We start from the raw sequence: 21,894 nt of genomic DNA on the forward strand, positions 1-21,894 counted from the left end.
CACGAGCTCGTGCCGATGCCCCGCAGCTACGAGCGGTAGGCGGCTTCCAGCGCCGCGATGTCGAGCTTGACCATCTTCAGCATGGCGTCCGTCACCTTCTTCGAGCGGACCGGATCGGGGTCGCGCATCATCTGGTCGAAGGCGGCGGGCACGATCTGCCATCGCAGGCCGAAACGATCGACGAGCCAGCCGCAGGCCTGCGGCCGGCCGCCGCCCTCGAGCAGCGCGTTCCAGTAGCGGTCGAGCTCCGCCTGGTCGTCGCAGAGCACGACCATCGAGATGGCGTCGTTGAACTCGTGGTGTGGCCCGGCGGTGATCGCCTGGAAGCGCTGCCCGAGGAGCGTGAAGTCCACGACCTTCACGGACCCCGGCGGCCCGCTGGGCGACTCGCTCCGGAGCTCGGTGACGTGGTCCACCCGCGAGTTCGGGAAGATCGAGGCGTACAACTTCGCCGCCTCCTCGGCCTCCTTGGCGTACCAGAGGTGCGGGAAAATCTTGGGGGTGTTTTTCGTGGCCATCGTGTGTCTCCTCGGAGCCTTGGACTCGGGGCCGGGCTGGAACTCATCGGTCTCCGATCACTTTTTTTCCGAGGCGCGCGCCGACGTCCGCTTTTCCGCCTCGAAGGGGAAGGGCGCGTACGACTCGACAACCGGCCGCGTGGCTCGAAGGAGAGGACACTGGGCGCCCCTCCGCGCGAGGCCGAGCATCGTGGCGCGGCCGCGTGGGAGGCGCCCAGCATGCGAAAAAAGCTGGGAGGCTGCCGATATGAACTCGATCTCGAAGCGCGGGACGCTGCTGCTCGTGATGTATGCCGCGATGGCCATGTTCTGCATGGGCTGCGCTGCGGAGGCGAGCAGCGAGGACGATATCGCCAGCGCCGAGGGCGCGAGCGTCGCCGACGTCGACGTCGCGGACGCAGACGAGCTGTCCACGGCGGAAGACGCCTCGGCCCTCTCGGTCTCGGGGTGGGGCGGCTCGTGTGGCGGTTGCACGGGCGGGTACGGGTATGGGTACGGGGGCGGGGGCGGCTGCTACCGCGGCTATGGCGATTTCGACGCGTTCCGCGGCCCCCGCGGCGGGTACGGCGTCGCCGGGCCCGGCGGCGCGATCGGCGTCGGCCCCCGCGGGAACGTCGGATTCGTCAACTACTAGGATTGCATGATTCCGCGGTCATGCCGTCGGCGGCTCGGCCGGCGGCTCGGCCGCCTTCTTCGCCCGCCGTGTCGCGCGGGTCGCGGCGACCGCCTTCGCGTGCGCGAGGGCGTCCGTCAGCGGCGCGAGCAGCGCGCGGTTCTCCATCGCGCGCTCGGCGTCCCCGGGCAGGGCGCGGCTCTCCACGTATTTCTTGTATCGACCGACCAGGTGCACCCACTCCGCCTCGACATTCCGACCCATGTACACGTGCTCGCCCTGAATGCCGCGGGCCGCGGCGCGATCGGCGTAGGCCTGGTCGCTCTCGACGAGCGCCGCCTCCAGAAAATCGATCCATTCGAGCGGCAGCTTGATCCCGACCAGCGTGGGCGCGTGCTCGGGGGAGCGCAGGACGGTGAGCGTCGCGCGCATTCTGGCGTTTTCGTCCGGCACGCGGGCGTCGAGGACGTCGAGCCCTCCGGGGAAGGCGGCGGCGTGCAGGATACGGGCGGCGGAGGCGAAGGCGCTGTGACGGCGGCGCCCCTCGATGCTGAGGAACGACTCGATGTGCCGCGCCCAGGTATCGACGCCCTCGTCGTCGCTCTCGATACGATCGTTATACGCGGCGCGGGCGGCGAGGGCGGCGTTTTTCCCGGACACGTGGGTCTCGAGCCGTTCGGTGACGTCGGCGAGCTGCGGGACGAAGATATCGAGCGCGGGCTCCGCGGGCCCGAGCTGCGTCCGCTCGACGAGCCTCTGATGAAGCTGGCGGCCGATGGTGGCCTTTTCGACGCGGGAGAGCTTGGCGGGAGAAAGATGATTGGCCATGGGGAACACCTCGCTTACCTCGGGCGCGACGACGTGTCGCGCGGCGGGTTCGGGAGGTGTCTAGGCAAGGCCCGTGCCGGCATGGAATCCCCGAAAATCCAGGACGGCGCTCCGAAACGGAGCGGTGCGGCGCCCCAAAACGGAGCGGGGGATGCTCCAAAACGGAGCGGGGGGGCCCCAAAGAGAGGTCCGGCCGGCCGGCGTGCGTCATGGGGAGGCCCCAAAGGGAGGTCCGGGTTGCCGGAGTGCGTCATGGGGAGGCCCCAAAGAGAGGTCCCGGCGGCCGGGGTGCGTCATGGGGAGGTCCCAAAGAGAGGTCCGGGTTGCCGGGGTGCGTCATGGGGAGGTCCCAAAGTGAGGTCCGGATTGCCGGAGTGCGTCATGGGGAGGCCCCAAAGTGAGGTCCGGCCGGGCGGGGTGCGTCATGGGGAGGCCCCAAAACGAGGTCCGCGCGGCCGGGGTGCGTCATGGGGAGGCCCCAAAGCAACTTCCCGACGGGGGCGAGACGATTTGGGGAGGCCCCAAAGAGAAATTCCGGGGCCGGGAGGGTCTTCGAGCCTGCCGCGCGCGCCTCCGGGGGGCAGCTTCGACGCGCGGCTACTTGGGCCGGCGACGCACCGCTTGCCGATATCCACCCCCGTGAGGGCCCTCCACGTACTCGATGAAATACTCGACGTCCTCCTCGGGGTCCTTGTCGACGAAGGTCACGCGCGGCTGGTCCTGGCCCGCGCTTCCGCCTGCAAACCCCGCGTGCGCGAGCTCGGCGTATACGATGGTCGTGACGGAGAGGGCCCGCGGCTCGGTGATCGACTTGTACATCTCGCCCCAGGCGTCCATGTACCGGCCCCCCGCGCCATAACGAATATAGGGCTCGTAGATCGGCCCGTGAATCTCGTGGAGCCACCAGGTCCCGCCGCTCGCCTCGCGCATGACCTCGCCGGTGTAGGCGATGAGGCCCGGAAAGAGGTCGGGGATCTCGAGGATCCGCTTCTTCGGGCGAATCTTCTTCAGCGCTTTGTCCACGAGCTGGAGGCTCTCGAAGGAGCTGTCGAGCGATTCGCGGGGGATATCGAGGATACGCGCGAGCGCGTCGATGAGCGAGGGGACGGCCTCGACGAAATGAGGGCCCTGGGGGAGGTTGCCTTCGAGCATGTGCGAGGGGAAGGGGCTCTTTCTGGACTCCGCGCTTTTCTCCATGAGCTCCTGCCGAGACGCATAGAGCAGGCCCTTCCCGGTTCTCGAGACGAGGAGGAGCTCACCACGATCGGAGACGTAGGCGGGGTGCTCGGGAAGGCTATGTTCGGGATCCGGTGTCCAGCTCTCCTCGGCCAAGAGCTCCTTCACCTCGGACTTGCTGACGGACCAGCACCTGGCCCAGCCTTTTGCGTTCGAAGGGCGACGATCGCGCGGGTTGCTCTTCATACCGTTTCTCTCAATGGGGCCGCGTATTGCCAGGCGTTCCCGGGTGACCGACGAGGCCATCGTCGAGCATGGGCTTGTCGAGGCCCCGGTCACCCGCATCGCTGAGGTCATGGACGTGGAACGACCTGCCGGAGAGGGTGCCCGGCAGTTTCTTTCCCGGAAGGATGGCGTGGCAGTTGAGGCAGAGGGGGGGCGCCACCCGAAGGTCTCCGCCCCCGAGGTCTTCGACGCCGGAGACCCACAGCAGGATCCGGAGGGTCGTGGCATGATCCACGACGCCGTTGCCTATCGACGTGTCACCCGTCACCACGAAATAAAGCGAGGGATAGGCCCGGTCCGGTCCCGTGGAGGAGGCCGCCGCCGACCGGGTGAGTACGTCGAGCATGCCGAGGATCTGATACTGGGCGTAGTCGAGGTTGACGGTCCCCTTGACGGCCTTGACCTCGATGAACGTGCTCTCGGGGTGCGTGCTGATGACCGGCGGGAGCGGCCCCTTGAATCCCTCGATCGCGCCGGTGACGCCGTCGGGGATCACGCCGCGGAAGCGGCCGCCGCTGCGTTCCTTTCGCTGTGGTGACGGGAACGGCTGCCTGTTCGACGCGAGCACCTTCCCCCCCGGCAAGTTCCCCAGCACGTCCCTCTGGAACCTGAGCCCCACGGCCCGGTTGTACTCGATCCCGCTGAGCCGGTTCGGGTTACCGTAGTACTGCCGCAACTTCGCCGTCGTCACCATGTCGGCGAGCGCCGGCGTCTCGTCGACGAGGCACCCGGTGGTCGAGACGACGAGCACCATCCAGCCGAGCACGAGCGCCATGCGCCGCGACAAAGAAAGCCATTGTCTCATCTGGAATCCCCTCCAGGGATGAGGTGTGCCCCATCTATCCGGAAGTCGAACGGGTCGGGCAAGACAAAAGACAAGGCGCGCGTGCGGCGACGCGCCGAGGGCCCGTGGCCCTCGTCATCCCTTCGGCGCGCCCCGAGCGAGCCGCGTCGCGCACGAGATGACGCCCACGTGGCTGAGCGCTTGCGGGAAGTTGCCGAGGAACGCGCCGGTCCGGGGGTCGATCTGCTCCGGGAGCAGGCCGAGGGGGCTCGCCCTCTTGCAGAGGTCGTCGAAGATCTCCGCGGCCTCGCCATTTCGCCCTTGCACGGCGAGGTTCTCCACGAGCCAGAAGCTGCAGAGCAAAAACGCGCCCTCGGGCCCCTCGAGGCCGTCGGGTATTTCGTCGGGCAGGTATCGATACAGCAGGTGGTCGCCCGCGCCGAGGTGGCGCCGGATGGCGGCGGTGGTGGCGATCATCCGCGGCTCGTCGGCCGGGATCACGCGCCGGAGCGGCAAGGCGAGCACGCTCGCGTCGAGCGGGCCGCCGCCGAGCTGCGCGGAGATGGCGCTCCGCCGCGAATCCCAGGCGTCCTCCAGGATGGCGCGGCGAATCGCGTCCGCCTCGGCGCGCCAGCCCGCCGCGTCGCCAGGCAAATGGGCGCTCTCCGAGAGCCTGCTCCCGCGGTCGAGCGCCACCTGGCAGAGCGCCGCCGAATACGTGAAGGGGCGGCCCGGGCTCCGCACCTCCCAGATCCCGTGATCCGGCGTGCGCCATCGTCGGGCGGCGTCCTCGACGAGCGGCCGGAGCCGCTGCCAGAGGGCGAGGCCGATCTCGTCGCCCGCGCGCGCCCACTGGTATGCGCAATCGAGGATCTCCCCGTACACGTCGTGTTGCGCCTGGCCAGCGGCGTCATTCCCCCACCGCGCGGGGCCCGAGCGCCGATAACCTTCGAGCGTGGGGTCCTCGCGCTCCGGGGGCGGCGAACGGCCCTCGACGTCGTAAAGCACGCGTGGCCTCTCCTCCCGCTCGACGGCGTCGAGCACCCAGCCGAGGAAACTCTCGGCCTCCCGCCCGAGGCCGATACGCCTCAAGGCGTGCACCGTGAAGGCCGTATCGCGGACCCAGGCGAAGCGATAGTCCCAGTTGCGCCCGCCGCCGATCCATTCGGGGAGCGAGGACGTCGGCGCCGCGACCATGGCGCCACTCTCGAGGTAATCGAGCATCTTCAAGGTGACCGCCGATCGCCGGACGAGCGCCTCGGCGGGGCCCTCGTATCGAATGTGCGCGGCCCAGCGGCGCCACGCGTCGCGGGTCGCGTCGAGCACGTCCTCGGCCGAGCAAGCGCGATGGCGCCGTCCGCCACGCCAGCGCAACACGAAGGAGAGACGGTCGCCCGCGCGGAGGTCGAAAGAGGCCCGCGGCGAAGCCAGTGGACGCGAGCAATGAAGGCGCAATTCGAGATCGGGCCGCTGCAAGAGCTCGAGCCGGAGCCCCTCCGGTTCACGCGTGAACCGGCTCCCGCCGTGCGGGTCGATGTCGAGGTGGAGCTCGACCCGCCCTTCGACGATCTCCACGGCGCGGAGGAGCTCGGCGCGCCCCGCCGCCGCGTCCTCCCGCAGGTCGGACCCCGAGCGCAAGGTGAGCGCGTCCGTGATACGCGCGCGCCCAGCCGGGCCCTCGAGCTCGGTGACGAGCACGCCCGTGTCGTCCTCGTAATGCTGGGCGGACGCGAGCACGGGGCGAGGCGCGAGGACAAAAGCGCCCCCGCGCTTGACGTCGAGCAGCCTGCAAAAGATGGGCGGAGAATCGAAGCGCGGCGCGCAGAGCCACGAGACGGCGCCGTCCCGGGCGACGAGGGCGGCGGTCGTCCCGTCGCCGAGCAGGCCGTGGTCCTCGAGCGGCAGATATCCGTCGATCGGCGCGAGCGGCAATCGAAGCATCCCGGGCCGTCCCTCCCCCGCCGTCATGCCCGCTCGTTTTTCTTCGGCGCTCCCCCCTCTTCGTGGCCCACGTTCGGGCTCGGCGGGATCGGCTTCATGGGATCGGTATGCCCGCCGAGCTCGGACTTGCCCTCCGTGTCGCCGGGGTAGCCGGGGCGGTTGTCCGTCGACGGCGCGGGCTCGCCTTCCCGTCGTTCACGCTCGTTTCCTTGTTGTGCCATTGAATGCCTCTCTCTTTTGGCTAGATGTCCATCGCTCGATGCCCGACGACGCGCCCCGTGCGGCGCCGGACCCATTTCTCGAATCCCACGACGCCCCAGACGAGGACGCCCGAGGCGAAGATCAGGAGCCATTCGCGCCACCCGAGCGGGGCGCTGTGGAACCACCGGTTCATGAAGGGCGCGTAGGTGAAGACGAGCTGCAAGGCGAGCATGCCGAGCACGCCGAAGAGCAGCGGCCTGTTGCTGAAGAAGCCGACGTGAAAGGCAGAGTGCGCGAGGGAGCGGCAGTTGAAGAGGTAAAACACCTCGATCACGACGAACACGTTGACGGCCGCGGTCGTCGACGCCGCGAGCGGATACCCCTGCCATTGCATCCACGTGAACAGCCCATACGCCGAGGCGAGCATGAGCAGCGAGACGAGCCCCATGCGCATGAACAGCGGGAAGCTCAGGATCGGCGCGCTCGGATCCCGCGGCGGCCGGGACATCGTCTCCGGCTCCAGCGGCTCGAAGGCGAGCATCATGCCGAGCAGGACCGCCGTCGTCATGTTGATCCACAAGATCTGCACCGGCAGGATCGGGAGCTGCGTGCCGAGCGCGATCGCCAGGAGGATCACCAGGGCCTCGCCCATGTTGGTGGGCAGGGTCCAGGCGATGAATTTCGTGAGGTTGTCGAAGACGCCGCGGCCCTCCTCGACGGCCGCCCGGATCGACGCGAAATTGTCGTCCGTCAGCACCATGTCGGCGGCCTCCTTGGCCGCGTCGGTGCCCGACAGGCCCATGGCCACGCCGATGTTGGACTGCCGGAGCGCAGGCGCGTCATTGACGCCGTCCCCGGTCATCGCGACCACGTGGCTCTTTTGCTGCAATGCCTGCACGAGGCGCAGCTTCTGCTCGGGCGTCACCCGAGCGAACACGGCGACACGCTCGGCGACGTCGGAGAGCCCCGCGCTGTCGAGCCGCGTGATGTCGCCACCCGTGACCGCGCGGAGCGTCCCGTCCTCGGCCGTCTCGCCCTCGAGGCCGATCTCGCGGGCGATGGCCGACGCGGTCATCGCGTGATCCCCGGTGATCATTTTCACCTGAATGCCCGCGCGCTTGCAGTCCGCCACGGCGCGGATGGCCTCCGGGCGGGGCGGATCGATCATGCCTTGCACGCCGAGGAACAAGAGCCCCTCCTCGACGTGCGCGTGCTCGAGGTCGCGCGTCTCCGCCGGCAACGTCTTTCGGGCGAGCGCGAGGACACGCAGCCCGGTGCGGGAGAGATCACTCGCGTCGCGGAGGACCTGCGCTTCGTCGAGGTCGATCGCCGCGCCGTCCGGGCCGAGCGCATTCACGCAACGCGAGAGCGTCCGCTCGACGGCGCCCTTGAGGTAGACGACGCGCGGCTCGCCCGGGCCGGCGTCGTGCATCGTGGCCATGTATTGCTGCTCGGACTCGAAGGGCAGGACGTCGATCCGCGGAGAAGCCTCGGCGAGCTGGTCCCGCCGCAGGCCGAGCTTGTGCGCGGCGACGAGCAGCGCGCCCTCCGTCGGATCACCGTCGACGGACCAGCGGCCGGCCTTCTCCACGACGCGGGCGTCATTGCAAAGGAGGCCGCAGCGCAGCGCCTCGTCGAGGGCTCGGTTGGCCTCTCCGGGCCCCACGGTATCACCCCGGCGCGTGATTCGACCCTCGGGCGCATAACCGGCGCCGCTCACCTCGTACATCTCGCCGCCGGCCAGGATCCGCCGCACGGTCATCTGGTTCTCCGTCAGCGTGCCGGTCTTGTCGGAGCAGATGACGGTCGTGCTGCCCAGCGTCTCGACGGCCGGGAGCTTGCGGATGATCGCGCGCCGCCGCGCCATACGCGACACGCCGATGGCGAGGATGATCGTCACCGCCGCGGGCAATCCCTCGGGGATCGCCGCCACGCACAAGGCCACCGCGGCCATGAACGTCTCCGCGAGCGCCTGGCCCCGCAGGAACGTGCCCATGAAGACCGTCACCGCGCCGAGCAGGAGCAAGGCGCCGAGCAGGAGGCGGCTGATACGCGCGATGTTGCGGGACAGCGGGGTCTCGAGCTTCTCCACGGCGGAGATGAGCTCGGAGATCTTGCCGACCTCCGTGTGATCCCCCGTCGCCACGACGACGCCCTTGGCGGTCCCGTGCGTGACGAGGGTCGAGGCATACGCCATGTTCGCGCGATCGGCGAGCAGCGTCTCGGGCGCGAGGGCGCGGGTGTCCTTGGAGGCCGGCACGGATTCGCCCGTGAGCGCCGATTCGTCGATTTGCAGGTCCCGGGCGCGGGCGAGGCGCAGGTCCGCGGGGACCTTGTCGCCCGATTGCAGCAAGACGATGTCGCCGGGGACGATCTCGGGGGCGGAGATACGCCGCGGCTCGCCGTCGCGCAGCACGGTGGCCTCGACCCGCATGGATCGGGCGAGCGCCTCGATGGCCGAGACGGCCTTGCTCTCCTGGACGAACCCGACGATCGCATTGACGAGGACGACGCCGAAGATGACCCCGGCGTCCACGCGCTCGCCGAGCGCGAACGTCACGGCGCCGGCCGCGAGGAGCAGATAGATGAGGGGCTGGTGGAATTGCAGGAGGAGCCGCGCGAGGGTGCTCTGCTTGCGCCGCGGGGTGAGGGCGTTCGGCCCGTGCGTCGCGAGCCTTCGGCGGGCCTCGTCCGCGCCGAGGCCCGAGGTGGCATGGCTGTCGAGCTCGGCGACGATCACGTCGGCCGGTCGCGCATGAACGTCCCGCCCCGATCCCTCGAGGCGAACCCTCCCGTCATGCCCATCCATTCGCGCGTATCCTCATGGCGACGAGCCCACCGAGGAGCCCCACGCCCAGGACCATGGCGGCGAGGCCGGCCCTGTGCTGGCTCATCCAGAGCTGGGCCGAGCGGCGGCGCGCAGAGGCGTCGAAGCGGCCGCGGGCGCCGTGATCCCCGGGCACGGGCGAATCGAGGTTGTCCCGGGCATGCGGCTCCGCGGGCTCGTCGCTCTGCTGGCCGTCATAGGCGTTTTTCGCGAGGTAACGGTCGAGGAGCGAGGCCGGGACGACGCGGTCGGCGAGGATGAGCTTGGCCGTCGAGAAGTCGAGCCAGGAGCGGGCGCGGCGCTGATCGATGGCCGAGAGGATCGCCTCCGCCGCGACCTCGGGCTGGAGAATGGGCGGGACGGGCTGGGGGCGGCGCGGCATGCGGGAGCGCGCCCAGTCGAATTGCGGGGTGTTGATCGCCGGCAGGTCGACCATGGCCACGCGCACGTGGCTCTCGTCGTGGTGGAGCTCGGCGAGCAGCGAATCCGTGAACCCCTTGATGGCGTGCTTGGCCGCGCAATACGCCGATTGCAGCGGGATGCCGCGGTGCGCGAGGCCGGAGCCCACCTGGACGATGACGCCGCGATCACGCGGGTGCATCCGGCGAAGCGCGGAGAGCGTGCCGTGGACGTACCCGAGGTAGGTCACCTCCGTGACGCGCCGGTATTCGGCCGGCTTCATCTCGAGGATCGGCGAATACACCGTGACCATGGCATTGTTGATCCACACGTCGATGGGGCCGAACGCGCGTTCGACCTCCTCGGCGGCGCGCTCGACCTGATCGGCGTCGGCGACGTCCGTGGGCAAGGCGAGCGCCTCGGCGCCCATGTCTTCGAGCTCCCGCCGCGTGGCGTCGAGGCCGTCCCGCCCGCGAGCGAGGAGGCCAATTCGCGCCCCGCGCCGCGCGAAGGCCCGCGCGGTCGCGCGGCCCACGCCTGCGGAGGCTCCCGTGATGACGACGACCTCATTGTTCATGTCCGACCCCCGAGCGAGCATGTGTCACCCCAGCGCGGACGGGAGGGTCGGGATGTGACGCTTGCTCGTCACGAGGCGGAGCACGAGGCCGCCCGTCAAGCCATACCCCCCGTGTATTCCCTGCGTGAGGAAGTCCCGGACCCCGCGCGGGAGCGGATCACCGCGGAGCTCTTCGAGCTTCGACATGTCGCCTCCTCGATGACGGAGAATGCGGTGCAGGCTCCATGCCCCCCCGAGCAACCGACCGAGGAGGAGCCTCGTCAGGGCGAAAAACCCGGCGCGGATCCTGGCGGCGGAGGGCTCGTGAGCGAGCGCAAAAAAGCGACGAGGTCGTCCGTGCGGACGGCCCTGGGCAGGGGCAGGAGCAACACGTCTCGCCGGCCCACGCGAGGCTCGTGGGAGAGCACGCGGTAATGGTCGACGACGTCCTCCAGGGACCCGATCTGGCCGCCATGCATGTAGGGACCTGTCCTCTCGACGTTGCGTAGGCTCGGCGTGCGGAACGCGGCCACGTGGTCGGGCGAGCGCCTGTCGAGGAATCGCAAGGAGGGGCAATCCGACGTATCGCTCCACCGAGCGCCGCAGCGATAGGGATCGGCGTCGAGGCGCGTGATGCCGCGGGCCCGGCCCTCGTCGCGCGCCGGCGCCCCGAATGCGGGCGGTAGGCCGATGGCGTGGAATTCGCGGTCGCTCAAGAGCGGGCCGTGGTGACACGCGACGCATCGAGCCTCACCCAGGAAGACACGTAACCCTCGGACCGCGGGCGCCGAGAGGTGTCCACCTCCCGACGGGTCGCCGGCGAGCAGAGCCGCGACGTAATGGTCGAAGGGGGACGGCTCGAGCCGCGCGACGTCGCGCAGATACGCCTCGATGGCCTTGCCCGCGTGGACGAAGACGCGCTCTCGCGCGGCCGGATCGGCGAGGTCCGGGAGGGGCCCGAAGGCGACCTCATACGCTTCGCCGTGGACCTCCTTTACCCTCCTCGCGGCGGCGTCCACGGAGATCGCGTGCTCGCGCTCGTCTAGGAGCGCGCCGAGCGCCTGGGACCAGACGCTGTCTTTCCTCCCGTCCCAGGCGAGGAAAGGATAATGGGGCGCGACGAGGAGCGACGGCGTATTACGCGGCCCTTCTCCTCGGCCCACCGCGCGCGGACGGCCGTCCGTGAAATATCGAGCGGGATCATGGCAACTCGCGCACGAGACGCGCCCGGTCGCGCTGAGCCCCGCGTCGAAGAACAGGCGGCGACCGAGCGCCGCCGCGCGTGGGTCATCGGCGAACGTATTGCCGTGGCTCGGCGGCAGGGGACCGAGAGGCGACATCCCCTCGAGATACGCGAGCTCTTGCGGCGTGAAGGGCGGCGTGGGGGGCGCGCGCTCGCCGCAGCCGGCCTGGAGGGCGAGCATGGCGACGAGGAGGGCCACGCGCGTGAGCCGCATCATCGGAATCGAGGGGGCTGTTCGAAAGGCAACGAGATTTGATCCCGGACGCCGGCCGCCTCGGCCTCGGCCGAGAAGACCCAGGGGCCCGCCATGTGAAACTTCATTCCTTCGCTCACGTAGGCGCCGGGACCTCGCGCGTGGTGCTCCGGCGAGGTGGTCATGCCGTGACCATGCTCGGGCATCGCCGCCGAGAGCTCGAAATGCACCATCGAGGCGGGAGCCCCGGTGCGCGCGTCGCGGACATTCGTCACGACCCGGAAGAACTCGCCGACGATGGGCGGGTCGGGGGTGAGCGTGAGCTCGAAGCGGAAGAGGCCACGATCGCCGAGCCCCGCGAGCCCCTCGCCAGCACGCGCGCGGGGCGGCTCCGAGGAGGTATCCGGACGACACGCCGTGACGAACGCGAGGGTCGAGATCATGCAGAGCGGAATGGCAGCGCCGCGCATGCTCAGTCGCCCTCCAGCGAGTACAAGAATGCCGCGATGTCGCGCGCGTCCTGCTCGGTGACCCCGAGGTTCGGCATCGCCGTGCGCGGAGAGACGTCCTGCGGCGCCATGATCCAGTGAATCAGGTTGTCGGGTGTGTTCGACAGGACGCCTGCGACGAAGGCGCGCTCCCCGAAGGCCCAGAGCGGCGGGGCGACCCTGCCTCGGGCCCCCTCCACGCCGGGAATGGCATGGCAACCTCCGCAGCCGTATTTCAGGAATGCTCGCCGTCCGGGGCCGGCCGCGCCCCCGCTCACCTGGCGCCTCGGCGGGCTCTCGCGCGACGGGCACGCCGCGAGCGTGAGGCAGGCGAGGAGCACGAGCGCCATGAGCGAGGCTTCTTTTCCCCGTCGGGTCAACGATCGCATGAGACCTCCCATTGCGGAGCAGACGCCGCGGCGCGGAGCCACGCACGGGCGAGGAGCAACGCGGCGATGGCGTACGCCGCGCCGCCGGGGACCCACATGAGGACCCCGGCGAGCTGTTGATCTTCGAGGAGCCCGAGCCCCCACGCGGCAGCCCCCTCGGCGTGCTCGGGATAAAAAGGGACCCGCGCCGACGCGAGCAGGGCGCCGAGCGCGCCACATTGCAAGGAGGCGACGAACGCGTACAGAATGGCGGCGCCGTGGCCGATTCGCCCAGGCGCGCCCGCGCGCGCGAGGGTCCCGAAGAACACGATCGACGTGCCCAGGAAGGTCCCGTGCTCGAGCGCGTGCAGCAGGCCGCTCCGCAACGCGGCGCCATACAGCGAAGGGACGTGCCACGCCCAGACGGCGACGCTATGGAGGAGAAACACCGTCACAGGTCGCCCGAGCACGCCGAGGATTGCGCGGAGCGGCCGTGAGCGTCGTATTCGTCCGAGCCTGCCTCGCGCCGGTCCAGGCAGGGCCCACGCGAGCACGGCGCGCGGCGCCGAGAGCGCAAAGAGCGGGGCCGCGACGCTCACGAGCAAGAGGTGCTGGGCCATGTGGGCCGAAAAGAGCTCTTCCGCGAGCCCGTCGAGTGGTGAGCAGAGCGCCGCGGTCGTCGTGACCAGGCCACCCAGGAAAAACCACGCACGCAGGAGGAGCGATCGGCGGCCGAGCCCCACGCGCCGGAGCAACACGCGGAGGCCGAGGAGATACCACGCGGCCACGAGGGCGAGCGTCGCCGCGAGGAGCGGCTCGTCGAAGAAGCGCGCGCCGGGCGACGCGCCATTCCATCGGCTCACGATTGCCTCCCGGTACACATGTTCATCCGAGGACACGCGGGGCGAGGTGGATGGTGGCGTGGACGACGAGGCTACTCGCCGCGGTGAAGTACCAGTAGAGCGCGGCCGCCTGGATGGCGGCGTGGCGCCTCTCGTCGAAATGGCCCCGGTGCGCGAGCACCACGAGCGCGCTCCAGAGGACGAGCAGCGTCGAGGCGTGCATGAGCTGATAACCGTCCATCGTCCAGACGATCGAGCCGTAGGCGTTTGTCCTCCAGGTAGGGGATCGGCCGAGGAGCGAAAGCAAGGAGAGCGTGAGGTACGCGCCGAGGAGGACGAGCCCGCTCCACGTCCCGGCGAGGAGCCGGCCCCGCGATCCCCGAGAGACGCCACGCGTGGCCATGGCGATCGGCGCGACGCTCAGCGCGAGCAGCCCGACGGCGACCGTCGATGAGCCGAACTCCGGGAGCGGCGTCCCCGCGGGGGGCCAGGACGGGAAGCCGATCCGCAGGTAAAAATAGCTGACCAGGAGCGACGCGATGACCATCGATTCAATCACGATGAGCCACGCGACGCCCCAGACGACGTTCGAACGCGCGCCCGTCGCGTCACGCGAGAGGGCGAGGACGGAGCCGGGAGGGGCGCTCATGCGAGGCGCGCCTCCACCCGCGCGGGCCGGCGCGTCGATGCCCTCGACGGCCAGAGCCATCCCATGAGCGAAATGGCCCCGAGCAGGGCGCCGACGGGGACGAACAGCAGATCGACCATCGCGCCCAGGAAGGCGACGGTGAGCGAGGCCGCGAGCCAGAAGGGCCATATCGTGGGCCCCGGCAGGACGACGCGGTGCTCGGGGACCGCCGCGAGGACGCTGGTGGAGAGCGTCTCCCGCTGCATGTCCGAAGGGTCGTCGATACGGACGCCGCCCGGCGGCTCGACGCTCCAGAGCGGATAGGTCCCGCGCACGACGGGGAGCTTGCAGAAATTGTAGACGGGGGGCGGCGACGAGACCGACCACTCGAGCGTGGCGCCGCCCCACGGGTCCGCAGGCGCCCGGCCTCGCTTCGTGGCCAGGCAAAAGACGATATCGGCGACCGAGACCATGACGCCGAGCGCGAAGAGGAGCGCGCCTGCCGTGGCGATTCCATTGCCCCTGTCCCAGCCGAGCCCGGCCAGATAGGTATAGGCGCGGCGGGGCATCCCCTGGAGGCCGAGGATGTGCAGGGGGAAAAACGTCACGTTGAACCCGATGAAGACGAGCCAGAAGCTCACCCTGCCGGCCCGCTCGCCCAGCGTGACCCCCGTGATCTTGGGGAACCAGTGGTAGATCGCGGCGAAGATCGGGAAGACGACGCCGCCGATGAGGACGTAATGAAAGTGGGCGACGATGAAATGGGTGTCCGTGACCTGCCAGTCGAACGGGACGGAGGCGATCATGATCCCCGTGATGCCGCCGAGGATGAGGAGGACGAAGAAGCCGAAGACGAAGAGGAACGGCGTGTTCCACGCGGGGCGGGTCCCCCAGAGCGTGGCGATCCACGTGAAGAGCAAGACTGCGTTCGGAATGCTGATCAACATGCTCGCGACGGTGAAGAAGCTCATTCCGAGCAGCGGCAGGCCCGCGGGGTACATGTGATGCACCCAGAGGCCGAAGCTCGCGACGCTGATCGCGGCGAGGGAGAGCACGGCAGGCGTGTAACCCGCGAGCGGACGCCGCGCGGCCGTGGGCACGATGGTCGAGACGATCCCGAGCGCAGGGAGCAACATGATGTACACGTCCGGGTGACCAAAGAACCAGAAGAGGTGCTGCCAGAGCAGGGGGTCACCGCGGGCGGCGACGTTGAAGAAATGCGCCCCGGCGAAGCGATCGAGCGCGAGGAGCAAGCTCGCGAGCACGAGCGTCGGCATGGCGAACACGATCATGAACGCGGTGAGCAAGATGGCCCAGACGAACACGGGCATCCGGCTCAAGGACATGCCCGGCGCGCGCATCTTGAAAATGGTGACGATGAGCTCCACGGCCGCGACGAGCGCCGAGACCTCGAGGAACGTGATCATCGTGACCCACATGTCGACGTTCGGGCCGGAGGACCAGCCAGGGCCGGAGAGCGGCACATAGGCATACCAGCCGGTATCGGGCGCGAGGCCGAGGAGCAAGCTGACATGGAGCGCGATCCCGGCGAAGAGATAGACCCAGTAGCCGAACGCATTGAGCCGAGGGAAGGCCATGTCGCGCGCGCCGATCATGAGGGGGACGAGGTAAATGGCGAGCCCCTCGAGGAACGGGACGGCGAAGAGGAACATCATCGTCGAGCCGTGCATCGTGAAGAGCTGGGCATACGCGCCGGGGCCGACGACGTCCGCCTCGGGCCGCGCGAGCTGGAGGCGCATCACGAGCGCCTCGACGCCGCCGATCAGGAAAAACACGAAGCTCGTGACGAGGAAGCGGGCGCCGATCGCCTTGTGGTTGACGTTCGTCAAGAAGCCCAGGACCCCGGGCGGATTCGCCCAGATACGCAGGAGCTCACGGTCGAGCCTGGTCGCGGCGCCGTCGCTCATTGCAGGCCCCCGAGGTAGGCAAGGAGCGCGTGCAGATCGTCGGGGGCGAGGGTCGAAGGGGGCATACGATTGCCGGGTTTGTGGTCGTGCGGGCCGAGGATCCAGCCCGCGAGGTTGCCCGGCACGTTCCGCATCGTGGCCGCGGCGAGGGTGCGGCGGCTCGCGAGGTGCGTGAGATCCGGCCCGACGGCGCCCGTGGCGAGGGGCGGCGTGACGCCCTGGATGGCGTGGCAATGGGCACATTCGGCCTCGTGAAACACCTGGAGCCCCCGCTCCGCCACCGGACCGTCCGGGCCTCGCGCGGGCGCGCGTTGCGCCTCGATCCAGGCCGCGAACGCGTCCTCCGGCTCGGCCACCACGACGAGGGCCATGAGCGCGTGCTCGAGGCCGCAATACTCCGCGCAGCGCCCCAGGAAAATGCCGGGGCGATCGGCCTGGATCCAGAAGACGTTGGTGTGCCCGGGGATCATGTCCTGCTTGCCGGAGAGCTCGGGCACCCAGAAGTTGTGCACCACGTCGGCCGACGTGAGGCGCAATCGCACGGGACGCCCGACGGGCAGGTGGAGCTCGTTCGCCGTGAGGACGCGGTCATCGGGATAAGCGACCTCCCACCAGAATTGATGACCCCGCACGTCGATGGTCAGGTCCATCGGTCCGCGTGGCTCGGCCACCACGCGGCCGACGACGATCGACGCGACGAGCATCCCGAGCACGACGAGCGTCGACAAGGCTGTTCCCACCAGGATCCAGCGCCTCACGGGCCTCGGGCCGCCGCCGCCGGAGCGTGGCCGCAGGGCGCCGTACACGAAAAGACCGATCGTGATCGCGGCGGGGACGAGGGTCGCGACGAGGAAAAACCAGAAGAGCTCCGCGATACGCTCGGCGCCCGGCCCGTGTGTATCGAGCGCCGCCGGCGGGCGCGCGCACCCGCCGAGGAGGACGACGAGCGCCGGGAGCACGAGCGAGCGGCGAGCCCGATTCAATGAGGCCCCTCCGCGCGGAGACCGTCCATGGCGCGGAAAAACGCGACGAGATCGCTCAACTCTTCTGCCGTGAGGATGTCCCGGTACGCGGGCATGTCGCGGATTCCATTCATCGTGCGGACGGTGATCTCCTCGGGCGAGAGGCGCCGCGCCACGTCGGTCAGATCGGGACCGTAATGGCCGCCCCTGCCGAGCGCGGTATGGCAGAGCTGGCAGCCACGCTCGGAGAACAGCGCCGCGCCTTCACGCGACGGCTCGCCGGCAGCGCCGAAGAGCTCGGGCGGCACGGGATCACTCGCGACGGCGGGGACCCAGGGCGCCCGGTAGCCGAGCACGAGGAGCGAGACGAACCCGATCACCGCGACGCCGACGGCGAGGATGGCCCATGGGCGGCGCGCCGGGTGCCGCTCGCCGCGCGGCGCGAGGATCGGTATCGAGAGCAGGACGAGCGGGGCCAGCACCGGCGCCCATACCATGACGAGCTCCTCGAGCCCGCGCGGCTTCACCCAGATGAGCGCGTAATACCAGCGCAAGAACCAGTCGGGCTGCGGGTTCGTCACGAGCACGGTCGGGTCGGCGGGCGCGCCGGGGCCCTTGGGCCCCACGAGGAGCGCGAGCGCGACGAGGGTCACGACGAGGACGGCCGCGAAGACGACCTCGCGCCACATCCCCCACGGGAAGTAATCGGCGCCGTGCCGCTCCGAGAGCTCGTGATACCATTTCCTGTACGTCTTCGGATCCACCGGCCGGCCCGCCTTCGGGGGCTCGGAGACGCCATTGCGGAAGACGAGGAAGAGGTGCAGGCCCACGATGGCCGCGATGGCCAGCGGAAAAATGAAGACGTGCAGGGCAAAAAAGCGGCTCAGCGTGTGCCCGCCGATCGTCTCGCCCGCCAGGATGAGCTCCGAGAGCTCACGCCCGATGAGCGGCGTGCGGCCGGCGAACTTCGAGCCGACCACGACGGTCCAGACGCCGTTTTCGTCCCAGCGGAGGAGCTGTCCCGAGAAGCCCATCGCCATCACGAGGACGAGCAAAAAGACGCCGCTGATCCAGCTCATCTCGCGCGGGAACTTGAACGAGCCCGTCAAGAAGACGCGCGCCATGTGCAGGAACACGAAGAGCACCATCGCCGACGCGCCAAAATAATGTAATGCGCGGACGAATCGGCCCCACGAGGTCGCGTTCGTCAGGTGCTCGAGGCTCGCGTGCGCGCTCTCGGGCGAGGGGATGTACTGCGTGACGAGGGCGATCCCGGTGCCGACCTGGACGAGCAACGAGACGAGCGTGGCGAAGCCGAGCACGTACATCCACGCCGTTTTCCCGGAATGGACGCCCGGAGGCACCTTGTGACCCGTGAACAGGTGCACGATGGGCTCGAGCTGCATCCGATCGTAAAACCAGCGGCCCAGGCGCGCGAATGGACGCATTCACTCCTCCGACCCGCGGCGCCCCGCGGCGCCGAGCGCTGCCTGGATGGCCTCGGTCCTGAGCTCCACGCGCCCCTCGCGCACGCGCACGTCGAGCCGCGGGAGCGGGCGCGGCGGCGGCCCCGCCGCGACGGCGCCGTCCCGGTGAAATGCGCCGCCATGGCACGGACACAGGAAGAGCTCCGCGCCCTCGACCCACCGGACCGGGCAGCCCACGTGCGTGCAATACGCGCCGAACGCGACGAATTCGTCCGCGGTCACACGCCGGACCCAGGCCGCCGTCTCGGCGGCCGGCCCGGCCCAGGAGAGCGGCGCGGGGTCGAGGTACGTGGACTTCACCGTCCGACCCACCTCGAATTCGTCCACGCGCCCGATGTCACGCCAGACGGCCTCTTTGCGCCGACGAAGCGGCAAGAGCACGAGCCCGACGACGGGCGCGGCGAGCAGCGCCGCGCCGAGGCCACCGAGGCCGAGGCAGAGGCGTGAGAAGAACCGGCGACGTGAGGGATCACCACACGTCCCCGGGCAACTCGGCTGGGTACGATCCATTCGTTCTGCCCCTACGGCCGTGCCGCGCCGCGCTGGGAGCGAGCATCCGGCAGCCAGAGATTGGCCGTAGAATCGAGCTCACGCCATGGGTTTGGCGGAGGGTTCTCCCCTCGGTCCCCCGTCCAGCCGTGTCGGGCACCTCCGGAGATTGCGGTCGCGGCGCGGCGGCACCATAGCGGTGCGAATGTTAGGAACGCGCACGCGCCGCATCCGACAGGCCCGCTCGCTCGCTCGGCCGAGCTTGCTGGCTCGGGCCGCGCCCCCGCTTTGCGCCCTCGCGGCGCTCGCCGTTCTGGAGCGAGCTTTTCCTCGCCGCGTCCGCGCCGAGCCCACGGGGCCGCGCGCCCGGCGCAACCTCGCGTTCGCCTGCCTGGGTGTCGTCACCAACCTCGCGCTCAATCGGCTGCTCGTCCTGCCCGTCGCGCGCGTCTCCGTCCAGCGTCGCTTCGGGCTCTTGCAATGGCTGCGGCTCCCCTTCGCCGTGGAGACGGCGCTCGGCATGGCGTGGCTCGACTACACGCTGTACCTCTGGCACGACCTGTCGCACCGCGTGGGCGTCTTGTGGCGCCTGCACGTCGTCCACCACGCGGATCGCGACATGGACGTCACGACCGGGCTCCGCTTCCATTTCGCGGAGCTCGCCGCGTCCCTGCCTCTTCGAGCGCTCGTCGTCGGCGCCTTCGGCGTGAGCCCCCGGGCGGTCGACCTCTGGCAGAGCGCGATCGTGGTCTCGAGCCTCTTTCACCACGCCAACCTGCGGCTCCCGGCCCGGGTCGAGCGATGGCTCTCCCTCGTGCTCGTCACGCCCCACATGCACGAGATTCACCACTCCGAGTCGGCCGCGGACCGCAACACGAACTTCTCGAGCGGCATTGCCTTGTGGGATTCGCTGCACGGCACGAGGAAGGACGCGCCGTCCGAGGCCGTCGTCATTGGCTTGCCTGCGTCGATCCAGGGCGACGCGTCGACCCTCCACGCGATGCTCGTGCGCCCCTTCGCGGGGGCCGCGTCCACCACGAAGTGACGCACCTCCTCGAGGAGCGATCCATTCTTGACGGAATGCCCGTGCGCCTTATCCCCTGTGTACAGGTCGCGTCTGCCCGCTGGGCACACGTCGCCAGGAAGAGGGAAAGGGGGCAACATGGCTATCTGGAGATTCGCGGTGCTCCTCGTGGTATCGCCCTTGGCGCTTGGATGCGCGGCGGAGGTGGAGGTACCGAACGGGGATATCGCCGAAACGGAGGCGCGCGCGGAGGAGTCGCCGGGCGGCGCAGCCGAGGGCGCGCCGTCCGACGCGAGCTCCGCCGAGGCAGAGGCGGAGGCGGAGGCGGAGGCGGAATCGGAGGTCGAGGAGAATTCGGCTTCTGCTGCTACATCAGCAGCCTCCGAGGGAGGCGTCGTGGCGGCCTCGGCCGCGGCCGCCGCGGATGCAGATACGGATGCAGACGCCGACGCAGACGCGGCGGCCGGCGATAGCAGGAGCGACGTCCGAAACGTGAACGTCGTGCTCGTCCCGGACAATGGTGGCATGTACGCGCTCCTTCTGGCCTTGATGCGGAGCGACGACAGGGAATCGGCCGCGGCGACCCTGAAGCTCCTCGAAGAGATGCTCGAACGCCAGAAGGCGCTGAACGAGCAGCTCGTCGAGGCGCTCCGATCCTCGAGAAACTAGGTACAGGCCGAGCCGAGGGGCCAGCCTCGGCCGGTCCCTCGCTTGCAAGAACCCGACGGGTGGGTTTCGTCCGCACACGCCGCGTCGGCCATTTGCTCGTCCTTTCGGCGCTCGCCTGCCTCACGGGCTGCGGCCGCCGCGCGGGAGCCGACACCACGGAGCGCCGGGAATCCCTGGGAATGCCCGCCCAGGCCCCCATCCACCTCGATCGTGCCACCTACGCCGAGCGCCTCCGCGCGATGTGGATCGGCGGCTGCCTCGCCAACTGGACCGGGCTCCGGACCGAAGGCGTCCGCATCACGCGCCCCTTCTTCACCGACGACGACTGGGGAAGGCCCCTCGGCCGCGACGGGGCGCGGATCGATTTCGTGTTCCAGGATCCCTGGCAGGCCGACGACGACACCGACATCGAATACGTCTACCTGCACCTCCTCCACGAGGCGCGCTCGCTCCACCTCTCCCCCGCGCAGATCCGCGACGGATGGCGCGCGCACGTGAACGATTTCATCTGGGTCTCGAACCGGAGGGCGCGCGACCTCATGGAGCGCGGCGTCGCGCCGCCGGACACCAGCCATCCGGCGAACAATCCCGAGGGGCTGCACATCGACGCGCAGCTCACCACCGAGATCTTCGGCGCCCTCGCGCCGGGCATGCCCGAGCTCGCCTCGAGAATGGCGGACCTCCCCATCCGCGCCACCGCGCGTGATCACGCGGCGCACGCCGCTCGATTCCACGTCCTCTTGTTTTCCCTCGCCGCCACCGTCGATCCGGAAAAGCCGAGGCGCGAGGAGATCGTGCGTATCGTCCGCGAGGCGAGGCGTCACCTGCCGGACGAATCGAAGGCCGCCGACGTCATCAATTTCGTGCTCTCCGCCTATCTCTCGGCGAACGACAAGGACGACTGGGAGAGCACACGCGACGCCATCGCCCGTCGTTATCAGGAAGCGGCGCTCTTGCACGGATTCGTGTACCGAGGCTTCACGGAGTCCGCGATCAACCTGGCCGCGGGCCTCCTGGCCCTGCTCTTCGGCGAGGGGAACTTCATGCGCACCGTGCAAATCGGCGCCCTGTCCGGCTGGGACTCCGACAACGGCACGGCGACCATGGGCGCGCTCGTCGCGCTCCTCGGAGGCCTGCCCGAGCTCGAGGCCGCGTTCCCAGGGACACGATGGTCCGACCGTTACCACATTCATCGCACCCGCCCCACCCTGCCGGATCGAATGCCCGAGGACCCCGACGCCGAGGATACGTTCACGGGGATAACCCAGAGGATGGTCGAGCTCGTGGACCTCGCCGTGAAGGAGGGAGGCGGGGACGTGGGAGCGAGGGGGTGGACGATCCGGTGAGAGTGTCGAGAGCGGGGGACGAACTTGTGTCTCGCGCGAGGTTGGAAGACTCGCAAGGAGCTTTACACATCCCCGACTTCTCGCCTACCTTGCGCCAAT

Annotated in this window: 22 protein-coding genes; 4 read left to right on the forward strand and 18 right to left on the reverse strand. The window is 69.6% G+C overall.

Annotated elements, in window-relative coordinates:
• Positions 1–26 precede the first annotated feature (26 nt).
• Positions 27–518 carry a VOC family protein gene (locus GF068_RS32555; RefSeq protein ID WP_153823421.1) on the reverse strand — a complete coding sequence of 164 codons (492 nt, stop codon included), beginning with the start codon at positions 516–518 and terminating at the stop codon, positions 27–29.
• A 247-nt stretch (positions 519–765) separates the two neighbouring features.
• Here GF068_RS32555 and GF068_RS32560 point away from each other — a divergent pair, with 247 nt between their 5' ends.
• Positions 766–1,152, forward strand: a complete 387-nt coding sequence (locus GF068_RS32560; RefSeq protein ID WP_153823422.1) for a hypothetical protein — start codon at positions 766–768, stop codon at positions 1,150–1,152.
• 18 nt (positions 1,153–1,170) lie between these two features.
• Here GF068_RS32560 and GF068_RS32565 read toward each other — a convergent pair whose 3' ends face one another.
• The 17 genes from GF068_RS32565 to GF068_RS32645 form a co-directional block, all read right to left on the reverse strand.
• A complete protein-coding gene (locus GF068_RS32565; RefSeq protein WP_153823423.1) occupies positions 1,171–1,959 on the reverse strand; it encodes a hypothetical protein in 789 nt (262 codons plus the stop codon).
• Positions 1,960–2,556: 597 nt separating this feature from the next.
• Complete coding sequence (locus GF068_RS32570; RefSeq protein ID WP_153823424.1) at positions 2,557–3,381, reverse strand: hypothetical protein; 825 nt, start codon at positions 3,379–3,381, stop codon at positions 2,557–2,559.
• A 10-nt stretch (positions 3,382–3,391) separates the two neighbouring features.
• Positions 3,392–4,195 carry a hypothetical protein gene (locus tag GF068_RS32575; RefSeq protein ID WP_153823425.1) on the reverse strand — a complete coding sequence of 268 codons (804 nt, stop codon included), beginning with the start codon at positions 4,193–4,195 and terminating at the stop codon, positions 3,392–3,394.
• A 144-nt stretch (positions 4,196–4,339) separates the two neighbouring features.
• Positions 4,340–6,145 (reverse strand): glycoside hydrolase family 15 protein, encoded by a 1,806-nt coding sequence (locus tag GF068_RS32580; RefSeq protein WP_153823426.1) that lies wholly within the window; start codon positions 6,143–6,145, stop codon positions 4,340–4,342.
• A gap of 23 nt (positions 6,146–6,168) precedes the next feature.
• Positions 6,169–6,366: a hypothetical protein gene (locus tag GF068_RS32585; RefSeq protein ID WP_153823427.1), complete on the reverse strand. Its 198-nt coding sequence runs from the start codon at positions 6,364–6,366 to the stop codon at positions 6,169–6,171.
• Positions 6,367–6,386: 20 nt separating this feature from the next.
• On the reverse strand, positions 6,387–9,155 hold the full coding sequence (locus GF068_RS32590) for a cation-transporting P-type ATPase (RefSeq protein ID WP_153823428.1): 2,769 nt from the start codon (positions 9,153–9,155) through the stop codon (positions 6,387–6,389).
• The gene (locus GF068_RS32595) at positions 9,142–10,149 is read right to left on the reverse strand and encodes an SDR family oxidoreductase (protein WP_153823429.1); all 1,008 of its coding nucleotides are present in this window, start codon (positions 10,147–10,149) and stop codon (positions 9,142–9,144) included. The genes GF068_RS32590 and GF068_RS32595 overlap by 14 nt, the downstream gene beginning before the upstream one ends.
• Positions 10,150–10,173: 24 nt before the next feature.
• On the reverse strand, positions 10,174–10,335 hold the full coding sequence (locus GF068_RS32600) for a hypothetical protein (protein WP_153823430.1): 162 nt from the start codon (positions 10,333–10,335) through the stop codon (positions 10,174–10,176).
• Positions 10,336–10,409: 74 nt separating this feature from the next.
• Positions 10,410–11,588, reverse strand: coding sequence for a cytochrome-c peroxidase (locus GF068_RS32605; RefSeq protein WP_153823431.1), 1,179 nt, complete (start codon positions 11,586–11,588; stop codon positions 10,410–10,412).
• Positions 11,585–12,007 carry a FixH family protein gene (locus GF068_RS32610; RefSeq protein WP_170319816.1) on the reverse strand — a complete coding sequence of 141 codons (423 nt, stop codon included), beginning with the start codon at positions 12,005–12,007 and terminating at the stop codon, positions 11,585–11,587. Before GF068_RS32610 ends, GF068_RS32605 begins: the two co-directional genes overlap by 4 nt.
• A gap of 29 nt (positions 12,008–12,036) precedes the next feature.
• Positions 12,037–12,402, reverse strand: coding sequence for a c-type cytochrome (locus tag GF068_RS32615; RefSeq protein WP_206079594.1), 366 nt, complete (start codon positions 12,400–12,402; stop codon positions 12,037–12,039).
• A gap of 26 nt (positions 12,403–12,428) precedes the next feature.
• Positions 12,429–13,283, reverse strand: coding sequence for a cytochrome c oxidase assembly protein (locus GF068_RS32620; protein ID WP_153823434.1), 855 nt, complete (start codon positions 13,281–13,283; stop codon positions 12,429–12,431).
• 22 nt (positions 13,284–13,305) lie between these two features.
• Entirely contained in the window at positions 13,306–13,911 is a 606-nt protein-coding gene (locus GF068_RS32625; RefSeq protein WP_170319817.1) for a cytochrome c oxidase subunit 3, read from the reverse strand.
• Positions 13,908–15,818 carry a cytochrome c oxidase subunit I gene (gene ctaD, locus GF068_RS32630; protein WP_153823436.1) on the reverse strand — a complete coding sequence of 637 codons (1,911 nt, stop codon included), beginning with the start codon at positions 15,816–15,818 and terminating at the stop codon, positions 13,908–13,910. The genes GF068_RS32625 and ctaD overlap by 4 nt, the downstream gene beginning before the upstream one ends.
• Positions 15,815–16,801, reverse strand: a complete 987-nt coding sequence (coxB, locus tag GF068_RS32635) for a cytochrome c oxidase subunit II (RefSeq protein WP_153823437.1) — start codon at positions 16,799–16,801, stop codon at positions 15,815–15,817. Before coxB ends, ctaD begins: the two co-directional genes overlap by 4 nt.
• On the reverse strand, positions 16,798–18,228 hold the full coding sequence (locus GF068_RS32640; RefSeq protein ID WP_153823438.1) for a cytochrome b N-terminal domain-containing protein: 1,431 nt from the start codon (positions 18,226–18,228) through the stop codon (positions 16,798–16,800). Before GF068_RS32640 ends, coxB begins: the two co-directional genes overlap by 4 nt.
• On the reverse strand, positions 18,229–18,777 hold the full coding sequence (locus GF068_RS32645; RefSeq protein WP_153823439.1) for a QcrA and Rieske domain-containing protein: 549 nt from the start codon (positions 18,775–18,777) through the stop codon (positions 18,229–18,231).
• A gap of 184 nt (positions 18,778–18,961) precedes the next feature.
• On the opposite strand from GF068_RS32645, the gene GF068_RS32650 reads away from it, so the two are divergent.
• Genes GF068_RS32650 through GF068_RS32660 form a run of 3 tightly spaced genes read left to right on the forward strand, consistent with a single transcriptional unit; the run spans position 18,962 to position 21,795 of the window.
• Entirely contained in the window at positions 18,962–19,801 is an 840-nt protein-coding gene (locus GF068_RS32650) for a sterol desaturase family protein (RefSeq protein WP_170319818.1), read from the forward strand.
• A 27-nt stretch (positions 19,802–19,828) separates the two neighbouring features.
• Positions 19,829–20,449, forward strand: a complete 621-nt coding sequence (locus tag GF068_RS32655) for a hypothetical protein (RefSeq protein ID WP_153823441.1) — start codon at positions 19,829–19,831, stop codon at positions 20,447–20,449.
• Between the two features lie 59 nt (positions 20,450–20,508).
• Positions 20,509–21,795, forward strand: a complete 1,287-nt coding sequence (locus tag GF068_RS32660; protein ID WP_338046664.1) for an ADP-ribosylglycohydrolase family protein — start codon at positions 20,509–20,511, stop codon at positions 21,793–21,795.
• The last annotated feature ends 99 nt before the right edge of the window (positions 21,796–21,894 follow it).

The sequence above is a fragment of the Polyangium spumosum genome, from assembly GCF_009649845.1.
Classification (GTDB): Bacteria; Myxococcota_A; Polyangia; order Polyangiales; family Polyangiaceae; genus Polyangium; species Polyangium spumosum.

Coding starts and splice junctions, on each gene's coding strand:
- GF068_RS32555 (WP_153823421.1), bottom strand. CDS start 518: ATGGCCACGAAAAACACCCCCAAGATTTTCCCGCACCTCTGGTACGCC.
- GF068_RS32560 (WP_153823422.1), top strand. CDS start 766: ATGAACTCGATCTCGAAGCGCGGGACGCTGCTGCTCGTGATGTATGCC.
- GF068_RS32565 (WP_153823423.1), bottom strand. CDS start 1,959: ATGGCCAATCATCTTTCTCCCGCCAAGCTCTCCCGCGTCGAAAAGGCC.
- GF068_RS32570 (WP_153823424.1), bottom strand. CDS start 3,381: ATGAAGAGCAACCCGCGCGATCGTCGCCCTTCGAACGCAAAAGGCTGG.
- GF068_RS32575 (WP_153823425.1), bottom strand. CDS start 4,195: ATGGCGCTCGTGCTCGGCTGGATGGTGCTCGTCGTCTCGACCACCGGG.
- GF068_RS32580 (WP_153823426.1), bottom strand. CDS start 6,145: ATGCTTCGATTGCCGCTCGCGCCGATCGACGGATATCTGCCGCTCGAG.
- GF068_RS32585 (WP_153823427.1), bottom strand. CDS start 6,366: ATGGCACAACAAGGAAACGAGCGTGAACGACGGGAAGGCGAGCCCGCG.
- GF068_RS32590 (WP_153823428.1), bottom strand. CDS start 9,155: ATGGATGGGCATGACGGGAGGGTTCGCCTCGAGGGATCGGGGCGGGAC.
- GF068_RS32595 (WP_153823429.1), bottom strand. CDS start 10,149: ATGAACAATGAGGTCGTCGTCATCACGGGAGCCTCCGCAGGCGTGGGC.
- GF068_RS32600 (WP_153823430.1), bottom strand. CDS start 10,335: ATGTCGAAGCTCGAAGAGCTCCGCGGTGATCCGCTCCCGCGCGGGGTC.
- GF068_RS32605 (WP_153823431.1), bottom strand. CDS start 11,588: ATGATGCGGCTCACGCGCGTGGCCCTCCTCGTCGCCATGCTCGCCCTC.
- GF068_RS32610 (WP_170319816.1), bottom strand. CDS start 12,007: ATGATCTCGACCCTCGCGTTCGTCACGGCGTGTCGTCCGGATACCTCC.
- GF068_RS32615 (WP_206079594.1), bottom strand. CDS start 12,402: ATGGCGCTCGTGCTCCTCGCCTGCCTCACGCTCGCGGCGTGCCCGTCG.
- GF068_RS32625 (WP_170319817.1), bottom strand. CDS start 13,911: ATGAGCGCCCCTCCCGGCTCCGTCCTCGCCCTCTCGCGTGACGCGACG.
- ctaD (WP_153823436.1), bottom strand. CDS start 15,818: ATGAGCGACGGCGCCGCGACCAGGCTCGACCGTGAGCTCCTGCGTATC.
- GF068_RS32640 (WP_153823438.1), bottom strand. CDS start 18,228: ATGCGTCCATTCGCGCGCCTGGGCCGCTGGTTTTACGATCGGATGCAG.
- GF068_RS32645 (WP_153823439.1), bottom strand. CDS start 18,777: ATGGATCGTACCCAGCCGAGTTGCCCGGGGACGTGTGGTGATCCCTCA.
- GF068_RS32650 (WP_170319818.1), top strand. CDS start 18,962: ATGTTAGGAACGCGCACGCGCCGCATCCGACAGGCCCGCTCGCTCGCT.